General features: G+C 73.8%; 8 protein-coding genes and 2 pseudogenes. 1 reads left to right on the forward strand and 9 read right to left on the reverse strand.

The genetic code is table 11. The annotated features are described in order from the left end of the window. Window positions 1–103 precede the first annotated feature (103 nt). A pseudogene (locus A6A25_RS46955) lies at window positions 104–274 on the forward strand (BTAD domain-containing putative transcriptional regulator); the annotation flags it as partial. A 123-nt stretch (window positions 275–397) separates the two neighbouring features. On the opposite strand, the pseudogene A6A25_RS33395 reads toward A6A25_RS46955, so the two are convergent. The 9 genes and pseudogenes from A6A25_RS33395 to A6A25_RS33435 all read right to left on the reverse strand — a co-directional run. Then, window positions 398–1,705 (reverse strand): annotated as a pseudogene (locus A6A25_RS33395) (recombinase family protein); the annotation flags it as partial. 583 nt (window positions 1,706–2,288) lie between these two features. Next, window positions 2,289–2,717: a hypothetical protein gene (locus A6A25_RS33400; protein WP_143193572.1), complete on the reverse strand. Its 429-nt coding sequence runs from the start codon at window positions 2,715–2,717 to the stop codon at window positions 2,289–2,291. Between the two features lie 282 nt (window positions 2,718–2,999). Beyond that, window positions 3,000–4,007 carry a 3-deoxy-7-phosphoheptulonate synthase gene (locus A6A25_RS33405; protein ID WP_073897060.1) on the reverse strand — a complete coding sequence of 336 codons (1,008 nt, stop codon included), beginning with the start codon at window positions 4,005–4,007 and terminating at the stop codon, window positions 3,000–3,002. Then, window positions 4,000–5,406 carry an MDR family MFS transporter gene (locus A6A25_RS33410; protein ID WP_073897062.1) on the reverse strand — a complete coding sequence of 469 codons (1,407 nt, stop codon included), beginning with the start codon at window positions 5,404–5,406 and terminating at the stop codon, window positions 4,000–4,002. The genes A6A25_RS33405 and A6A25_RS33410 overlap by 8 nt, the downstream gene beginning before the upstream one ends. Beyond that, on the reverse strand, window positions 5,403–15,695 hold the full coding sequence (locus A6A25_RS33415) for a non-ribosomal peptide synthetase (RefSeq protein ID WP_073897063.1): 10,293 nt from the start codon (window positions 15,693–15,695) through the stop codon (window positions 5,403–5,405). The genes A6A25_RS33410 and A6A25_RS33415 overlap by 4 nt, the downstream gene beginning before the upstream one ends. A gap of 31 nt (window positions 15,696–15,726) precedes the next feature. Beyond that, window positions 15,727–16,503: an ABC transporter ATP-binding protein gene (locus A6A25_RS33420; RefSeq protein ID WP_073897065.1), complete on the reverse strand. Its 777-nt coding sequence runs from the start codon at window positions 16,501–16,503 to the stop codon at window positions 15,727–15,729. Further along, window positions 16,500–17,522, reverse strand: coding sequence for a FecCD family ABC transporter permease (locus A6A25_RS33425; RefSeq protein ID WP_198932952.1), 1,023 nt, complete (start codon window positions 17,520–17,522; stop codon window positions 16,500–16,502). The genes A6A25_RS33420 and A6A25_RS33425 overlap by 4 nt, the downstream gene beginning before the upstream one ends. Beyond that, window positions 17,519–18,517 (reverse strand): FecCD family ABC transporter permease, encoded by a 999-nt coding sequence (locus A6A25_RS33430; protein WP_143193573.1) that lies wholly within the window; start codon window positions 18,515–18,517, stop codon window positions 17,519–17,521. The genes A6A25_RS33425 and A6A25_RS33430 overlap by 4 nt, the downstream gene beginning before the upstream one ends. After that, the gene (locus A6A25_RS33435; protein WP_073897066.1) at window positions 18,514–19,521 is read right to left on the reverse strand and encodes an ABC transporter substrate-binding protein; all 1,008 of its coding nucleotides are present in this window, start codon (window positions 19,519–19,521) and stop codon (window positions 18,514–18,516) included. Before A6A25_RS33435 ends, A6A25_RS33430 begins: the two co-directional genes overlap by 4 nt. Window positions 19,522–19,528: the final 7 nt, after the last annotated feature.

The following is a 19,528-nucleotide window of genomic DNA, read 5'->3' on the forward strand; positions in this document are numbered from 1 at the left end:
TGTCCGGGTCGTCGGTGGCGACCAGCCGGCCGCGCAGGTCGTAGGTGTACTGTACCGCTTCGACATCGGCGGCGTGGTCGACCTGACCGAGTTCGAGAACGCGGTGACGGCGGCACGGTCCGCGGTCGCCGCCGGTGACGACGCCCGTGCATCCAACCTGTTGCGCACCGGGCTCGCGCTGTGGTCCGAACCCGTCCTCGGCGGCGTTACGGACGAGTTGCGGCAGATGGCCGCGCACGTCCTCGCCGAGCGGAGGCTTGCTGGCGCGGAGCCGGGCGGCAACGCGGCTCGGGCTCGCGGCCACGGGCATGTGCAAGGCGTGGCCGAGCTTGGTGATCAGGTCGTCCTCGCGCAGGTAGAGCGTGGCCGGGGTGTGCTCGGTACGTGGACCGGTGTGACCGTGGCGGCAGCGGTAGCCGGCACGACCGTGCACCCAGTGGCTGTCCATCCGCCGGCCACAGATCCCGCAGCGCAACAGCCCGGCGAACACGTACTCGCGGGCCTCACCGTGCTGGTTCGGGCGACTGGATCGCATGCGCTGGATCGCGACGAAGTCGGCTTCGCTGACCAGCTGGGCGTGGGAGCGCTGCCGGGAGACGACCCACCGGTTGGTCGGATTCCACCGGGTGATCTGGCGGCGCCTGCGCTCGCCGGGCGTGTGGTGGTCGTGGTCGACGCTCTGCCGGTTCCACACCTGCCAACCGGTATAGCGCGGATTGGCCGGGATCGACGCCACCGACTGCGCGGTCCACCGACGACGAGTCCGGTGCCGGTTGCGCTCCGGATCATGCTCGGCCGGACATGGCGTACCTCTCCGGTTGAGCGTGACGACCAGGTCTTGCACGCTGCGCCCGGCTCGACGCTCGGTGAACAGCCACCGCACGGTCGGCGCGGTCTCGGGATCGGGCTCCAGGCGATAGACGCTGCGGCCGCGACGGGCCTCGGCCAGGTTGGGGTGCGGACCTGCGGGGACGAGCCGGTAGCCGTAAGGTGCGCGGCCGCCGAGGTAGCGGCCGTGGTCCCGGGCCTGGACGCGCATCGCGGCCATCGCCCGATGCCGGGCCCGGATCACCTCGCGCAGCGACTGCTCCCCCAACATCCTGAACAACGCCCGATGCTCGGGGTCGTCCAGGTCCAGCGGGCCGCCCGCCTCGGGCAACCACACCTGCACACCGTGCCGACGGCACAACGCGACGATGTGCTGGATCTGATCGCCTGCGAACCCGCGCTCGAACTCCCCCACAACGATCGCGTCGAACCCGCGATTCGGATCCCGGATCGCCGCCAACAACGCCGCCGCCTCCGGACGATCACGCCACCGATCACACTGCGGCCGCCCCGCGTCGAAGAACCATCCCACGATCCGACCACGCCCCGCGACCAGCACCTCGCACACCTCCAACTGCCACGCCCGCGAGGTCTCCGGATCCTGGTGCTCGACGGTCGAGGTGCGACCGTAGAAGGCGAACCTCAACCCACCCACCACAACAGGTCCTGGATGGACTCCGCGGTCACCGTAGGTGTCGTCCTCGGTCCACAGCCCCATCCAGTCGGTCAGCACATCCCGATCGCACAAGGCCATCACAGTCCGCCTCCCATGTTCACCCCGAACCTCAACCCTGTCGCGAGGTCGGCTATCGAGAGCAGAACTGCGCCTGATCAGCGGCACACCATCACCCCGTTGTCCTGGGCGGTGCACCACCATGCCGGTGTTCTGGTGACCGATGTCGCGGGCACGCCTCACGATCGAGTGACGTAATCCGCCGTGAGAGTACCGAGGAGCCACCGCACAAGCGCACGGTCTGGTAGTCCGACCCTATGACATGGTCGCGTTGACCAGCGTCGGATCACCTGATCAAGGACAGCAGGCAACTCGGAGCCGGTAACACCCGCGAATTAGACTGCGGGTGTTCGCAGACCTCGATTCCACGGTCGAACAGGTGGTCGCGTCGAGAACGGCCACACCGCCGAACACGGTGAACCACGCCCGAGATGTCGTCGCTCCACTCCACCTCCAGTGCCCTCGACGACCCGCCGGGCCGTGCCAGAACCGACCGGTACTCACAGCCGGCTGCCGAACCGGTGTCGCGTCCGACTCGCAGTCACGTACTGCTGCCCAATTGCCCGAATTCAGCACTCCCAGTAACTGTTTCGTCTACCCAATGCGTGCCGCGCAGAAGGCGGAGATGCGTCGCGGCGGTCGTGGCCACCTACGACCTGGAGTTCGTCGCAAGCGTCGCGGACAAGGTCGTCGTTCATGGCCGAGGGCGAGGTCGTCTCCGACGGGTCTACCGCCGAGGTGCTAACGCCGAGTTGTCGGAGAAACGTCCCGACGGGGTGAGCAGGGCCAGCAGCCCGGCGTTGAGGTCCACCCCGCCGAACGAGGTCGGGTCGGCTTCCGCGACCTGAGCGGCCGGCATCAGCTTGGCGTGCGCGCCCGCGTACGCCTCACCACCGGAGCCGATGTAACCGGTGGTGACGGTCGGTTGGGAAAGCCGCGCGATAGCACGGTCGGCGTAGTCGTCGGCGCTTTGGGCGGCGGCGAAGGCGAACACCCCGTCGATCGTCAACCCGGTGTCGGGGTAGAGCACCCCGCCGAAGTCGACTTCGAAGCGCTCACCGTCGACCATCTGGCGGGCCAGCCACCCGGCGGCGGCATCCGCGCGGTTGTGCGTCGTCGGTGCGGCGAATGCGGTGGAAGGGACGAACAGGGACAAGCCGCACAACAGTGCGAGCACAACAAGGACACGACGTCTCATGGACGATGGAGCCCTTCCCGCGAGCCACGACAGGAGTTGGTACACCGCGTGGAGCGGGCGATCGGGCTCGTCACCCCGAAGGCATGGCGAACGTGGTGCCCCAGCTCGGATCATTGACAGCGGGCGCAACGCCAACAGCCCCGTCGAATCCCACGTCTTGCCTCGCCCGAACCGTCACCGGGACGGCCGAACCGCCGGCAACCGGAAGCGTGGCGCGCCGGTGGTGTCTGTGGACGGTCGCTACCGGCGAGCGCGGGAGGCGCGGGCCAGGGTGTGGAGCAGAGGCAGGGTCTTCTCCCAGCCCAGGCAGGAGTCGGTGATGCTCAGGTCCGGGCGCAGCCGGCCCGCCGTCGGGTCCTGCCTGCCGTCGGACAGGTAGGACTCGACCATCACCCCCACCAGGGCGCAGTTGCCGCCCTCGACCTGCGCGGCCAGGTCGGCGACCACGGCCGGTTGGCGGCGGTGGTCCTTGCCGCTGTTGCCGTGGGAGGCATCGACTACGACGCGTTGCGGCACGCCGGTCGCTGCCAGGGTGGACAGCGCCTCGGCGACGTGTGCAGCGCTGTAGTTGGGGGTCGGACCGCCCCGGAGGACCAGGTGGGCGTCGGGGTTGCCGGTGCTGCGCAGGGTGGCGAGCCTGCCGTCCGCGGCCACGCCGGGGAACGCGTGGGGCAGGCCGGCGGCGCGGATGGCGTCCACGGCGGTGTCCAGGCGGCCGGAGACGCAGTTCTTCATGCCGATCGGCATGGGCAGCCACGACGCGAGGTGTCGGTGCGGCTGGCTGGCGACGGTGCGTGCGCCGATCGCGCCCCACGTCACGATGTCGGCCACGTAGTGGGCCAGCATCGGGTCGACGAACTCGTAGGCCAGCGGCAGACCGGTGGCCGCCGCCTCGGCCAGGAACGCCCGGCCCTGCCGGACGCCGGTCGCGATGTCGCCCTTGCCGTCGAGCGTCGGGTCGGGCAGCAGGCCGGTCCACCCGGAGACGGTCCGCGGCTTCTCCAGGTAGGCGCGCATGACCACGACGAGGTCGTCGGCGAAGCGGTCGGCGGCGTCCTTCAGCAGGTGCGCGTAGTCGAGCGCCGCGACCGGGTCGTGCACGGAGCAGGGGCCGACCACGACGAGGACCCTGGGGTCCCGCCCGGCGAGGACGGCGGCGACGGTTTCGCGGTGCCGGGTCACCGCGGCGGTCGGCGAGTGGTGACCGGCGATTTCGGCCGGTGCGGGCAAGGTGTCCTGGTCAGGCATCGGGGTGGTCCTTCTCGTGAACGGGACGGGGCAGCCTGGTCGCCCCGAGCGCGGCCACCACGGCGAAGCCGAGCACCCACCAGAAGGTGTCGGCGAACGCCGCGGGCGTGTCGGGTCCGTGCGCCGCCAACCGGGTGCTGAGGACGACGGCGAGGACGGCGGTGCCGACCGAGCCGCCGACCGTGTTGAGCAGGTTGAGCGCCCCGGCGGCCCTGGGCAGCTGCGCCGGTTCGATCCGGCTGTAGACGATGTTCATCACCGGCGCGCCGATCATGGCCGCGCCGACGCCGCGGACGAGCAGCGACAGCACGATGACGGCGTCCGGCAGGGCGTGGTGGAGCTGGGTGAACGGGGCGGTGCCCGCGACCACGAGCGCGATGCCGGTCAGCACGAGGGTGCGCGGGGCGACGGTGTCGACCGCGCGGGTGACCAGGACCGCCCCCACCGCGGCGCCCAGGCCCTGCGGCGCGAGCAGCAGCCCGGCCTCCCAGGCGGACAGGTCACCGCCGGTCTGGAGGTACAGCGGCAGCAGGAACATGGTGCCGAAGACGGAGGCGCCGAGCAGGACCAGTGCGAGCGCCGCCACGCCGAACGGCGGTCGGGTGAACAGGCGCGGGTCGATCAACGGGGTGCCGTGGGTGCGCAGGCCGTGCAGGACGAACGCGGCCAGCATCGCGGCGCCCACCGCGATCGCGGAGGCGGACACCGCGGTCGGGACGGCCTGGTCGACGGAGGTGAGGCCGAAGACCAGCGCGGCCAGTCCGGGCGACAGCAGCAACGCGCCGCGCACGTCGAACGGCGCACGTCCCCTGGCGGGAGGCACCGCGGGCACGGTCCAGCGGGCGAGCAGGATCGCCGCCGCACCGACCGGCAGGTTGACGTAGAACAACCACGGCCAGTCCGCGATGGCCAGGACCGAGCCGCCTGCCAGCGGGCCGAGCACCGGGGACAGCAGCGGAACCAGGGAAACAACGGCGAGCACGCGGCCGATCCGCTCGCGTCCGGCGGCCCTCGCGAGCAGCGCTTGGCCGGTCGGCGGGAGCAGCCCGCCGGCCAGGCCTTGGAGCACCCGGAACGCCACCAGGCTCGGCAACGACCAGGCCAGCGCGCACAGCAGCGAGGCCAGCACGAACACCGCCACCGCGGTGATCCACACCCGTCGGCCGCCGAAGCGGTCCGCGAGCCACCCCGAGGTGGGTACGGCGGCGACCACGGCGAGCAGGTAGGCCGTGGTCACCCACTGGATGTCGGTGACCCGCGCGTCGAACCGGTCGGCCAGCGCCTCGATGCCGACGGCGACGATCGTGCTGTCCAGAGTGGCCATGAACGTGCCGAGGACCAGGGTGAAGGCCGTGCGCCACAGCGCCGCGTCCACCTTGGCCGTCGTCGGCCCGCTCACGGTGCCTGCTCCCCGAGCAGGGCGGACAGGTCCGCGTCCAGGTGTGCGGGAAGGTCGTGCAGCACGCGCAGCAGGTCGGCCGCCAACGCCTCGGCTTCTTCGCGCTCGAACAGCCCGGCCTGGTGGCCCAGCACGCCCGTCCACCCGCCGGCCTCGGGCACCACGGTCAGCGTCACGGGGTGGTGCGTGCGCTCGCGGAACCGGGTGCCGGTGACGGTGAGGCCGGGGGCGGGTTCGCGCAGCCGCGCCGGGTCCACCGGGTAGTTCTCGAACACGACCAGGCTGTCGAACAGCCGGTCGCGGCCGGTCAGCCTCTCCAGTTCGGGCAGGCCGACGTGGTCGTGCTCCGCCAGTGCCCGCCGCCGCGACTGGGCGTCCGCCAGCGCGTCGGCGACGGTGCCGGTGAACCGGACGCGCACCGGCACGGTGCCCGCCACCAGGCCGATGATCTCCTCGACACCCTCGACGTCGGCGGTCCGGTTGGCCACCATCGCGCCGAAGCACACGTCCCGGCGCCCGGAGCGGGCCGCGAGCACCGCCGCCCACGCACCTTGCAGGAGCGCGTTCGGGGTCAGGCCGCGCCGCGCCGCTTCCCGGGTCAACGCCGCCACGACGGACGCGTCGACTTCGAACAGCACGGGATCGGCCGCACCCACGACGACGTCGCGGCCCCGGGTCAGGTAGTCGCCCTCGGGCAGGTCCGCCAGTTCCGCCCGCCACGCCCGCAGGTGCTCCGCCCGGTTCAGTGCGGACAGGTGGCGCAGGTAGCGGCTGGACGGGACCGGCTCGGGCAGCGCGCCGCCGGCGTAGAGCGTGAACAGCTCGGTGAGGATGCGCGGGGCCGACCACCCGTCGGACAGCACGTGGTGACTGGTCAGCGCCAGCACGTGCCGCTCCGGTCCGGACCGCAGTACGGTGAGCCGGATCGGCGGCCCCACGGCCAGGTCGAACGGCTCGGCGAGGTCGGCGTCCAGGGCCCGGTCCGCGTCGTCCGCGTCGAGGACGCGGAACCCCGGGCGCGGTTCGCGCGGGATCACCTGCACCGCGGGCGACGGAGGAAACACCGCGCCGAGGTTCGGGTGCCGTCGCAGCAGGGCGTCGCCCGCCGCGCGCAGGGCGTCCACGTCGAGCGCTCCGGACAGCGTGAACGCCGCCTGCACGGTGTACGGGTCGTCGGCGTCCGCCCGCGCGTGCCGCAGCACCACTTGCTGCAACGGTGTCAGCGGCAGCACGTCGGCCACCGGGTGCTCCGCTTCCAGCGCCTCGATGGCGGCTTGGTCGAGCGGGACCAGGGGCAGGTCGGACGGCGTGAGGCCGGCGTCCACCAGCGCCCGCGGGTCCTCGGCGATCCGGGTCAGCTCGGCGGTCAGGTGTCCGGCCAGCTCGCCGATCTCCGCCTCGGTGAACAGCGCGGCGGGCCAGGTGAACCGGAGGCCGAGCGCCTCGCCGTCGCCGTCGTCACGCGCCAGGGCGTTGATCATCAGCGGGTGCGGCAGCGGCAGGTCGTCACCGCCGCCCGAGCCGAGCGGGTCGGCGTCCGCCGGTGCCTGCCACGGGGTGTCCTCGACGGGCCGGGAGGGGAAGCGCCCGAGGTAGTTCCAGCTGATCTCCGGCGCGCACGCGGGCGCTTCGTCGCCGAGGATGTCGTAGCCGAGGCCGTCGCCCGCGGCGTTCAACTGCTCCTTGACCGCCTTCAGCGCCGCCGACACGGGCGTGTCGGGCACCCGCACGCGGGCGGGGTGGACGGCGGTGAACCAGCCGACGGTCTGGGACAGCTCGACCGGGCCGGAGTGGTCGGGGGCGTGCGGCGGGCGGCCGTGGCTCTCCAAGGCCACGAGCAGGTCCGGCGCGGTGCCGCGCCACTCCCCCACCGCTCGCGCGAGCGCGGTGAGCAGGACGGTGTCCGGCGTGGTGCGGTAAGCGGCGGGCAGAGTGGTCAACACGGTCCGCGTCGTGACGGGGTCCAGGTGGAGCACGTGGTGGACGGCGGTGGCCGCCGTGTCCCGGACGGGGTCCACAGTGGACCTGGGCGGCGGTGCGGCGGCCACGTGCTCCCAGTGCGGGAGTTCCGCACGGCGGTGCGGCACAGCGTCGCGCAGTGACGTCGCCCAGCCCAGGAACGACTGGCCGTGCCGGGTCAACGGCCGGCCGGTTCCGTGGACGTGGGCGATGTCGTCCAGCAGCACCCGCCACGACACCGCGTCCACCACGGCGTGGTGCGCGACCAGGACGAGCCTGCCCGGCCGCGTCGGCCCCGCGTCGAGCCACACGGCGCGCAGCAGCGGGCCGGTGCGCAGGTCAACCCGGTCGCGGGCGTCGGCGATGCACGCGTCGGCGACCGCGCGGGGGTCGTCGGTGGCGGCCACGCGGGTCAGCACGTCGGCGCCGGTCACCGCGCCGACGGCGGGGATGCGCAGCACGTTCCCGGCCAGGTGGGCACGCAGCACGTCGTGTCGGGCCAGCACGGCGTCGAACACCGCGTGCCACGTCGCGACGTCACCGCCCGCCGGGACGACCACCTCGACCCACTGGCAGAACCGGTCGGCGGACGCGCCGGAGCGCCGCAGCAGGTCCCGCAGCACCGGCGTGAGCGGTGCGTCGCCGGTCGCCGGGGCTTCCTCGGTGCGTTCGACACCGCCGCAGCGGGCGGCGATCCCGGCGACCGTGCGGCCCTCGAAGACGTCTCGCGCGGTCAGGGACAGGCCCTCGCGCCGCGCTCGGGAAACCACGCGCAACGACACGATGCTGTCGCCGCCGACGTCGAGGAAGGCGTCGTCCAGGTTGACCTCGTCGGTGCCCAGCACCTCGCGGAACACGGCCAGCAGCACGGTTTCCGCGTGCGTTGCCGGTTCCCTGGCCGGTGCGGTCGCGCCCGTGCCCGGTGCGGGCAGCGCGGTCCGGTCGAGTTTGCCGCTCGGCCCGAGCGGCAGCCGGTCGAGCAGCACGAACGCGGACGGCACCATGTGGTCGGGCAGCTCGGCGGACAGGTGCCCGCGCAGCGAGTCGGCTCCCGGTTCGGCGTCGTCGGCGGGGATCACGTACCCGACGAGCCTGCGGTCGCCGGGCCGGTCCTCGCGGACGACCACCGCGCACGCCCGCACGTCGGGGTGCCGGGTCAGCACGGTCTCGATCTCGGACAGCTCGATGCGGAAGCCGCGCACCTTGACCTGGTGGTCGGCGCGGCCGAGGAACACCAGCTGCCCGTCCGGCCGCCAGTGCACCAGGTCGCCCGTGCGGTACATGCGCTCGCCGGGCGCGCCGAAGGGGTCGGCGACGAACCGCTCGGCGGTCAGGCCTGGCCGGTTGAGGTAGCCGCGGGCCAGCTTCGGGCCGGCCAGGTACAGCTCACCGGTGACGCCGACGCCGACCGGCAGCAGGCCGCCGTCGAGCACGTAGGCGCGCACCTCCGGGTCGGGCCGGCCGATGGGCAGCGGGCCTTCGTCGTCCGGGTCGTAGTGCCAGGTCACCGAGTTGATGGTGACCTCGGTGGGACCGTAGGCGTTGAACAGCGCGCGCCGGCCCGCGCCCCAGCGGTGGGCCAGTTCGGGATCGAGGCGTTCCGCGCCGACGACGAAGAACACGTCCGGGTCGACCGTGCGGTCGTCTGGCACCGCGGCCAGGAACGACGGCAGCAGGTTCACACCCGTGCAGCGCTGTTCGGCGATGTAGTCCATCAGCTCGTCACCGGGCACGCGCACCTCCTCGGGCGCGATGACCGACGTGCCACCGGACAGCAGGGGCAGCATGAACTGCCAGAACGCCACGTCGAAGCTGGTCGAGGCGAAGTGCAGGTACCGCTCGCCCGCGCCGATGCCGACGACGTCCTCCTGCAACGAGATCAAGCTGGGCACGCCCCGGTGCGGCACGGCGACGCCTTTGGGCTTGCCGGTCGTGCCGGAGGTGTAGATGACGTAGGCCAACGAGTCCTCGGTGAGGTCGCGGCGGGCGTCGACCGGATCGGCGTCCCACTCCACCGGCCCGTCCAGCGTGGACGGTTCCGCCAAGTCGAGGACCGGTCGCCCGGACAGCACGACCGGCGCGTCGCCCGCGGTCACGGCGGCGGTCGGCGCGGCGTCGGCCAGCATGTGCGCCAACCGGTCGCGCGGGTAGTCCGGGTCCATCGGCACGTACACCGCGCCCGCCTTGAGCACGCCGAACAGCGCCACGACCATCTCCACGTCCCGGCCGACCAGCACGGCCACCGCGTCCTGGGGCCGCACGCCCCGGTCGAGCAGGGCGTGCGCGAGCCGGTTGGCCCGCCGGTCCAGCTCCGCGTAGGTCAGCGACCGGTCGCGGCACACCACCGCCTCCGCGTCCGGCGTGCGGGCCACCCACCTGCCGAACTCCTCCAGGCAGCCGCCGCGCTCGCGGGTCGGCTCGGGACCGCGCCCCAGGCGCAGCACCCGGTCGTGCTCGTCGTCGTCCAACACGCGCAGCAGGGCCACCGGCCGGTCCGGGTCGTCGACGACCTCGTGCAGCAGGGTGGTCAGCCAGCGGCCGTAACCGCGCACGGTTTCCGCGTCGAAGGCGTGCGGCTGGTAGCCGAGGCCGATCACGATCTCGTCCTCGGGGATGACGATGACCGTGAGCGGGTAGTGCGTGGCGTCGGTGATGTCGACGCCCACCAGGTCCAGGCCGGGTGCCAGGGGCGTGCGCCGCCTGCTGGAGAGGGGGAAGTTCTCCATCACCAGCATGGTGTCGAACAGCTCGCCCACCCCGACGGCCCGCTGCACGTCCGGCAGGCCGATGTGGTGGTGCTCGGTGAGCGCCACGGCCTGCTCGTGCACGCGGTCCAGCAGCCGTGCCGCGGTGTCACCGGGCTCGTGCCGGACGCGCACCGGGATGGTGCCGCCGAGCTGGCCGATCATCGCCTCGACACCGCCGACCTCGGCGGGCCGGCCGGAGACCGGGCAGCCGAACACGACGTCGCGCCGACCGGTGAGCCGACCGAGCAGCACGCCCCACGCGACCTGGAACACGGTGGTCGGCGTGATCCCCCGGTCGCGGGCGAACGCCCGCAGCCGCTCGCTGAACTCCACCCCCAAGCCCACGGTCACCCGATCAGGGCGGTCCACTGTGGACGCGACGCCGGCGGGAGCGAGCCGGGTTCCTTCGTCGACACCGGCCAGCGCCTCCTTCCACGCACCCAGGGCGGCATCGTGGTCGCGCTCGGCGAGCCAGCGGTGGTACTCGGTGAGAGACGGCGCGACGGGTGCGGTCGGGCCGCCACCCAGCTCGGCGTAGATCGCCAGCAGCGTGCGGCCGACCAGCGGCATCGACCAGCCGTCGAGCAGGGCGTGGTGGTTGGTGATGACCAGCCGGTGCTCGTCCGTGCCCAGCGCGCACAGCAGGAAGCGGATCAGCGGCGGCCTTGTCGGCGTGAACGGGCGCTCCAGGTCGGCGCGGCAGTGCTCCGCGAGCAGCTCGTCGCGCCGGGCCGCGTCGCGCAGGTCCACCTGCCGCCAGTCGAGGGTGACGTCCGCCGGGACCACCTGCACGACGTCGCCGGCGGCGGTGGTGTGCAGGTGGACGCGCAGCGAGGGGTGGCGGCGCAGCAACTCGGCGGTCGCGGCCCGCATCCGGTCGGCGTCCAGCTCGCCGCGCAGCAGGGTCATCGCCTGCACGACGTAGACGTCGGTGTCGTCGTCACCGCGCACCAGGCTGTGGAAGGACAGGCCGACCTGCAACGGGGTCGCGGGCAACACGTCGGCGACCCGGCCGCGGCGTTCGAGGGCGTCGATCGCGTTCTGGTCGAGGGCGACCAGCGGCAGGTCGGACGGCGTGAGGCCGCCGCCGTCGGCCCCGATGCGGTCGGCGTGCGCGGCCAGCGCGTCCAGGGCGGTCACCCACGCCCGTTGGAGCCCCGCCACGGCGGCGGGCGGCAGCACCAGGCCGGCCGCCGTCCACTCGACGGCGATGCGCGGCGCCTCGCCGTCGTCGTGGACGAAGCAGTTGAGGGCGAGCACCTGTTCCAGGGCCTTGCCCGCGGGTTCGACCACGGCGAACGGGTCGTGCTCGGGCAGCCGCCAGCCGGTGCCGGGCAGCGGGGCGAACCGGCCGAGGTAGTTCAACAGCAGGTCGGGCGGCGGGACGGCGGCGAACTCGGCCCGGGTCCGCGGGTCGAGGTGCCGCAGCACGCCGAACCCGATGCCGCCGTCGGGCGCGGCGCGCTTGGCCTCCTTGGCCGCCCGCAGCAGCCGTCCGGCCGCGTCACCGCCGGCGAGCGCGTCGGCCAGGTCGGCGTCGGCGCGCACGGTGTCGGCGGGCACCCGCACCGGGTGCTCGGAGGTGAACCAGCCGACCGCGCGGGACAGGTCGGCGCCGGGCGCGAGCTGCTCGCGGCCGTGGCCCTCGACGGTCACGGTCACCGCGTCGCGGGCCTCGCGCAGCCACAGCCGCACGGCCAGCACGAGCGCGGCCAGCAGCACCTCGTCCACGCCGGCGCGGTAGGCGGCGAGCAGGGCGTCCAGCACCGCGGCGGTCACTTCGGGCGACGCGGTCGTGGTGGTCCGGTCGGCGGTGGCCACGACGTCCACGGCCTGGTCGAGCGGGCGGGCGCCGATGCCCTGGTACTCGGCCGCGCGCTGCCAGTGGGCCAGTTCGCCGCGCCGGGCACCGGTCTCGCCCTGTTCGGCGAGCAGCAGCGCGTGCCCGCGCCACGACGTGCCGGCGGGTGCGAGCGCGCCGCCCGCGCAAGCCGTGCGCAGGTCGGGCAGCAGCACGCGCCAAGACACGCCGTCTACGACGAGGTGGTGCACCACCACGACCAGGTGGTCCGGTGCGTCGGCAGGGGTCCGCACCAGGGCCACCCGCACCAGGTCGCCCGTGCGCGGGTCCAGGGCAGCGGCGAGCCGTTCGGCGACCGCGGTCACCTCGTCCTCCCCGGCGGGAACCTCTTCGACGGCAGCGGGCACGGCACCACGCGGGCGCACCACCAAGCCGTCGTCGGTCAACCGCAGGCGCAGGGCGTCGTGCCGGTCCAGCACGGCGGCCACGCCCGACACCAGGTCGCCGAGGGCGAGGGGTTCGTCCACCCGCACGGCGGTCCACTGCGCGTAGCCCGCGATGTCGGCCACGTCGGGATTCGCGTCGAACAGGGCACGCACGATCGGAGGCGCGGGCACGGGGCCCGTCGGATCGTCGGCCACCGGGGCGGGACCACTGTCGACCTCGCGGCTCGCCGCGGCGAGCGAGGCGAGGGAACGCCGGGCCAGCAGGTCGCGCGGCCGCAGTTCCAGGCCGTGCGCCCGCAGCCTGCTGCTGACGCTGATCGCGGTGATGCTGTCACCGCCCAGGGCGAAGAAGTCGTCGTCCACGCCGACCCGCTCCGCGCCCATCACCTCGGCGACGACGGCGCACAGCAGCTGTTCGCGCTCGGTGGCGGGCGCACGTCCGCCGCCGGCGGCCCTCGGTGCCGGGAGCGCGGCGCGGTCCAGCTTGCCGTTGACCGTGACCGGCAGCTGGTCCAGCACCACGACGGCGGCGGGCACCAGGTGGTCGGGCACCCGGTCGGCGAGGGACTCCCGCACCGACTCGGGCGTCACGGCGGCACCGACCTCCGGCACGACGTAGCCGACCAGCCGGGCCGGGCCGCCGTCCGCGCGCACGGCCGCCGCGGCGGCGCTCACGCCCGGCACCGCGCCGAGCGCGGCCTCCACCTCGCCGACCTCCACCCGGTGGCCGCGGATCTTGACCTGGCCGTCGCGGCGGCCCAGGTACTCCACGCCCCGGCCGGGCACCCAGCGGGCCAGGTCGCCGGTGCGGTACATCCGGTCGCCCGGCGCCCCGAACGGGTCGGCGACGAACCGCTCGGCGGTCAGCCCCGGCTGCCCCAGGTAGCCGCGCGCCAAGTGCGGCCCGGCCAGGTACAGCTCGCCGCGCTCACCGTGCGGCACCGGCTGGAGCGCGCCGTCCAGCAGGTAGACGCGGGTGCCGGAGAGGGGGAAGCCGATGGTCGGCACGTCGCCGTCGAGGCGGGCGCTGGTGCTGTCCACCGCGGCCTCGGTGGGGCCGTACATGTTGCGCGCTGCGACGCCGGAGCGGACGACGCGCCGCCACAGCGCGGGCGGGGTGGCTTCGCCTCCGAGCACCAGCAGGACGGGCCGGTGTCCGCCGTGCAGCAGACCCGCGTCCACCAAGGGCGCGGCCATCGAGGGGGTGGTGTCCACGACGTCGATCCGGTCGCGCCGGTAGGCGTCGAGCAGCGCGTCGGCGTCCCGGGTCAGGTCGGCGTCGTAGAGGTGCAGTTCGTGCCCGCACAGCAGCCACGACAGCTGGTCCAGCGCGGAGTCGAAGGCGAACGAGTAGGTGTGCGCGACGCGCAACCGCCTGCCCGCGGCGCGCTCCGCTTCGACGACCGTGGTCGACCGGTGGTGGTGCAGCAGTGCCAGCAGGCCGCCGACCCGGCCGAGCACGCCCTTGGGACGGCCGGTCGAGCCGGAGGTGTGGATGACGTACGCCAGCCGCTCCGGGTCACGCTCCACAGTGGACAACTCGATCCCCGGCCCGTCGCTGTCCGGGGACATCCGCGCGACACCGTCCGGGACGACGCCGGCGGTGGCCGCGGTGCACAGCACGAGCACGGCGCCGGTGTCGACGACCAGCTCGCGCAGCCGTTCCGCCGGGTGCTCGACGTCCAACGGCTGGAAGGCGGCACCGGCGTCGAGCACGGCCAGCAGGGACACGACGAGGTCGACCGAGCGCGGCAGCGCGAGCGCCACCACGTCGTCCGGCCCGACGCCCTCCGCGCGCAGCGCACGTGCCAACCGACGCACCCGGGTCACCAGGTCGCGCCCGGTCAGCCGCTCCGCTCCGTGCACCAGGGCGGTCTCGTCGGTCGCCAGGTCGTCGAGCAGGGCGGTGACATCGCGCGGCACGCCCGGCAGCGCCGGCGTCACCCACTCCCCCAACAACGCCTCCCGCTCCTCGTCACCGACCAGCGGGACCCGGCCGATGGCGGGCGCGTCGGTGCCGGTGCACGCGGTGAGCAGGCTTCGGAACGCGGTGAGCTTGCGCTCCACGGCCGCCTGGTCGTGGGTGCGCGCGTCGACCTCGAAGCCGAGCAGCAGCCCACCGTCCCGGGTCGGCAGCACGCTCAGGCCCATGTCCTCCGGCGGACCGCCCGCGACGTTGCGCATGACGCCGGTGGCGCCCGCGAAGTCGAGGGCCAGGTCGAACGCCTTGAGGTTGATGCCGCGGCCGTGCAGCAGCGCGCCCGCGCCGGGCACGGCCAGGTCGCGGGGCAGGTCTTCACCGCGGTAGCGCTGGTGGGTGCGCATCTCGCGCATCACCCCGGCCACGCGCCTGCTCAGCTCGCCGAGGTCGTCGTCGCCGCACGCCCGCACCCGCAGCGGGAGCACGTTGACCGCCATCGCCGGGGTGCGCAGGCCGACGCCCGTGCGGCACATCAGCGGCAGGGCGAACACGACGTCCGTGCGACCCTGCACGCGGTGCAGGAAGGCGGCGTAGCAGGCGATCAACGCCTCGCCCCAGGTGACACCCGCGCCCTCGGCGAACTCCCGCAGCCGGGTCACCTCGGCGGCGGGCACGACGGCGCGGGCGGTGACCGTGCGGTCGGGTGGGCCGGAGGCCGCCGCGTCGTCCACGTCGAACTCGGGCAGCGGCGTGAACCGGTCGATCCAGTAGGCCCGGTCGCGCTCGGCCTGCTCGCTCTCCCGGTAGGCGCGGTCGGCGGCGACCAGGTCGGCGAACCGGCCGAACGCCGGCTTCGGCGCGGGAGCGCCGGTGGCCAGCGCGGTGTGGTGCGCGGCCGTGCGGCGGGCGAGCATCGCCGCGGTGTAGCCGTCGAACACGAGGTGGTGGCCCAGCTGCGTGTACCAGACCTCGCGGTCGGACAGCCGCAGGACGGTGCAGGAGAACAGCGCCCGGTCCACCATGCCCCGGCACGCCTCGGCGACGCGCGCCCGTTCGGCCACCACGAACGCCTCGGCAGCCGCCCGCGGCTCGGCCTCGCCGCTCAGGTCGACGACCTCCGGCAGCGGCACCGGCTCGTCGGACACGACCTGGCGCGGCCCGGACGGCGTGTCGAACACCCGCAAGCGCAGGCTCTCCGCCTCCTCGAACGCGGCCCGGACGGCGCGGGCGACCAGTCCCGCATCGACCGGTGCCCGGCCGGTGATCTCCACGACGTCACCCACGACGTAGTAGGGCGAGTCCGGCTCCAGCCGCTGCGCGTTCCAGATGCCCGTCTGCGCTCCGGTCAGGTCGAGGACCGCGTCGACCGGTGTCACGTCCGCGGTCGTCGGGCGCTGGGCGTGGGCAGTGCTCAACTCGTGCTCCTGGGATCGGGGTGTGCCGCGCTCACAGCGACGGCACGACCATGGGCGTGCCGGTCACCGGGTCGGGCACGACGATGCTGGGCAGGTCGAAGACCTCCTTGACCAGCTCGGCGTCGACGATGTCGGCGGCGGCGCCCTGGGCGACGATCCGGCCGTCCTTCACGGCGACCAGGTGGTCGGCGTACCGGCACGCCTGGTTGATGTCGTGCAGCACCGCGATGACGGTGCGGCCCTCGTCGCGCAGCCGGGCCAGCAGGGCCAGCAGCTGGTACTGGTGGGCGAGGTCGAGGAACGACGTGGGTTCGTCGAGCAGCAGGTACGGCGTCCGCTGGGCCAGCACGACGGCGATCCACACGCGTTGCCGCTGCCCGCCGGACAGCTCCCGCACGGGCCGGTCCGCGAGCGCCGCGACGTCGGCCGCCGCCATCGCCTCGCCGACGGCGGCCTCGTCCTGCTCCGACCACGTGGACAGCAGCGACTGGTGCGGGAAACGCCCGCGGGCGACCAACTGCCGGACGCGGATGTCCTCGGGCGCCACCGGGTCCTGGGGCAGGAAACCCAGTTCCCTGGCCAGCGCCTTGCTCGGGTACGAGCCCACTTCGCGCCCGTCGAGCAGCACCTGCCCGTCGGCCGGGCGCAGCAGCCGCACGAAGGCGCGCAGCAGGGTGGACTTGCCGCAGGCGTTGGGCCCGACGATCGCGGTGAACGCGCCGTCGGGCACGTCGAGGTCCAGTCGCGTGGAGACCACGCGGTCGCCGTAGCGCAGCGTCAGGTCCCTGGCGGTCAGGCGCGTGGTCACGCTCGCCGCACCTCCTTGGTGAGCAGCCAGATCAGGTAGCAGCCGCCGATGGCCGTGCTGACCACGCCGACGGGCAGGGCGACGGGCGCGAGCAGCACTTGGGCGAGCAGGTCGGCGCCTTGGAGCAGCACCGCGCCGGTGAGGGCGGCGGGCAGCAGCGGCACGCCGGGCGCGCGGGCCAGCCGCCTGCCGATCTGCGGCGCGGCCAGCGCGATGAACGCGATGGGCCCCGCGACAGCGGTGACGGTGGCCGTGCAGCCGACGCCGATGAGCACCAGCCACAGCCGCAGCCGATCCACGCCGACGCCGGTGGTGACCGCGACCTCCCGGCCCAGCGCGTCCTGGTGCACCGCGTGGGAGCGCAGCACGAGCAGGACCAGCAGCACGGCGAGGACGGCGAACGGGATGCGCACGTCGTCCCAGTCGATGCCGTTGAGGGAGCCGGCGCTCCACCCCACGGCGGCGATGGCGACCTCCAGCTCGGCTCGCAGCACGATCCACGAGTTGACCGCGGTGAGGATCGCGTTCACCGCGATGCCGATGACGACCAGTCGCAGCCCGGACAGCCCGCCGCCCGAGGACAGCAGGTAGACGGCCGCCGCGGCGAGCACACCGCCCAGCACCGAGGCGGTGGTCAGCTGCGCGGACGTGCCGGACAGCAGGGTGATCGCGACCAGCGCGCCGGTGTAGGCGCCCGCGTCCAGGCCGATGACGTCCGGGCTGCCCATGGGGTTGCGGGTGACGTTCTGGAAGATCGCCCCGGCCACGCCGAGCGCCGCACCGAACACCAGGCACGCGAGCACGCGCGGCAGCCGCCACTCGCGGATCACCACGCCCGACCCGCCGCCGGATCCGGTGAGCGCGGCGAACACCTTCGCCGGGTTCGCCCACGTGGCGCCGTAGGACAGGCCGAGGAATCCCAGGCCCAGGATGACCACCGCCATCGCGGCGACCAGGACCAGCGTCCGCCGCTCGACCCGGACCGAGACCGGGCCGCGGCGCAGCACGAGGGCGCTCACAGCTCCGCCGCCGCGTACCGCCGGACCGCCCAGATCAGCACCGGGCCGCCGAGGAACGCGGTCACGATCGCGACCGGCACCTCGCCGGTCGGCAGCAGGACCCGCGAGCCGATGTCGGCCAGCAGCAGCAGGACGGGGCCCAGCACGGTCGCGTAGACGACCAGCCACGGCACCGAGCCGCCCGCCATCCGCCGCGCCAGATGCGGCACGATCAGGCCGACGAACAGGATCGGCCCGGCCACCGCGGTCGCCGCGCCGGCCAGCACGGTGGTCAGCACCAGCGTGGTGATCCGGACGCGGGCGACGTTCGCGCCGAGCGTGTGCGCCACGGTGTCGCCGAGCGCGACGGCGTTGAGCTGCCTGCTCAGCAGCAGCGCGCCGGCCACCGCGAGGGCGATGGCCAGCAGCGGCAGCGTGGTCGGCGACTGCTCGCGGCCGGCGAGCGACCCGACCGACCAGAAGCGGTACTCGTCGAACACGTCGGGCAGCACCAGCCTCAGCCCCAGTGACACGCCCGCCAGCACGGAACTGAGGGCCACGCCGGTGAGCACCAGCCGCAGCGGCGACCGGCGGCCCACCGAGTAGACGAGCACCGCGGCGACCACCGCGCCGAGCACGGCCAGGACCAGCTCCCCGGCCGCCGAGGCGGTGGCGCCCAGCGCGGAGCCGACGGTGATCGCGAACCCGGCGCCCGCCGTGACGCCGAGGACGCCGGGTTCGGCCAGCGGGTTCCTCGACAGGACTTGGACGAGCACACCGGCGACGGCGAGCGCGGCGCCCGCGCCGACGGCCAGGAAGGCGCGGGGCACCCGGATGTCGCGGACCACGACGTGGTCGCTCGACCCGTCGTGGTCCAGCAGGGCCCGCACGACCTCGGCCGGGGCGATGGCGTGCGCGCCGATCCCGACGCTGACCACCGCCACCCCGACCAGCACGGCCAGTGCGGCGACCAGCGCCACGACCCGTGCACCCGGCAGCCGGCGCGTGGCGGTCACTTGGCCAGCAGCGGCGCGAACGCCTCGTCGGCCGCGTCCAGCGCCTTCATCGCGGAGCGGTAGGTGGCGGCCTCCGTGTAGCGCAGGGGGAAGGTCTTACCGGCCTTGACGGCGGGCAGCTCCTTCCACAGCGGCGAGTCCATGACGTACTGGACGGGGGCCGGGACCTTGCCGTCGGCGGCGACGGAGTAGGTGATGGCGGTGGCCTCGCTGAACGCCGCGGTCAGCTCCTCGATGGACGGGTACTCGCTGACGTCCTTGGAGCCGCCGCCCTTGACCTTGACCTGGCCGTAGTAGGTCGCACCCATGTCCTGCGCGACGTTGGTGCCCCAGGAGCCGTTGAACTCGCGCTGGAAGTTGCCCTTGGCGACCTCGCCGTACGCGCCGACGTGGCCGAGCTTCAGCGTCGGCAGCACGGAGGCGTACTTGTCCTTGAGGCCCTTGGCCTTCTCCTCGTACTGGGCCTTGACGGAGTCGAACTCCGACAGCGCGCCCGCCGCGTCGGCCTGCTTGCGGGACAGCTCGCGCCACGCCGAGGGCAGCGACGGGCCGATGGCCACGACCGGCGCGATGGTCTCCAGGCGCTTGAGGTCGATGTCGGCCAGCACCGGCTTGGGCACGCCGATGACGATCAGGTCCGGCTCGACCTGCGCGATGGCCTCGTAGTTCGTCTCGGCCGCCGACTCGCCCGCGACCTTGGTCAGCTCCTGGTACTTCTTCAGGTCTTCGGCGCTCATCAGCGGCTCGCCGCGCTTCCACGAGGAGATCCCGACGAGGGGCGCGTCCGCTTCCAGCAGGGCGGGCACGGCGTACCCGGTGGCCACCACCCGCTGGGGCGAGACCGGGATGGTGATGTCGCCGTTGTCGGCGGTGAAGACCCGGGTCGCGGACTCGGCGGCGCCCGTCTGGCCGGTGGCGGTGTTCTCGGCCGAGCCGCAGCCCACGGCGGCGACGAGGGTGAACGCCAGCGCGGCGGCGAGGCGGGGTGTTCTGGCGATGGACATCGGGTTT

This window comes from Saccharothrix sp. CB00851, assembly GCF_001905065.1.
Lineage (GTDB): Bacteria > Actinomycetota > Actinomycetes > Mycobacteriales > Pseudonocardiaceae > Actinosynnema.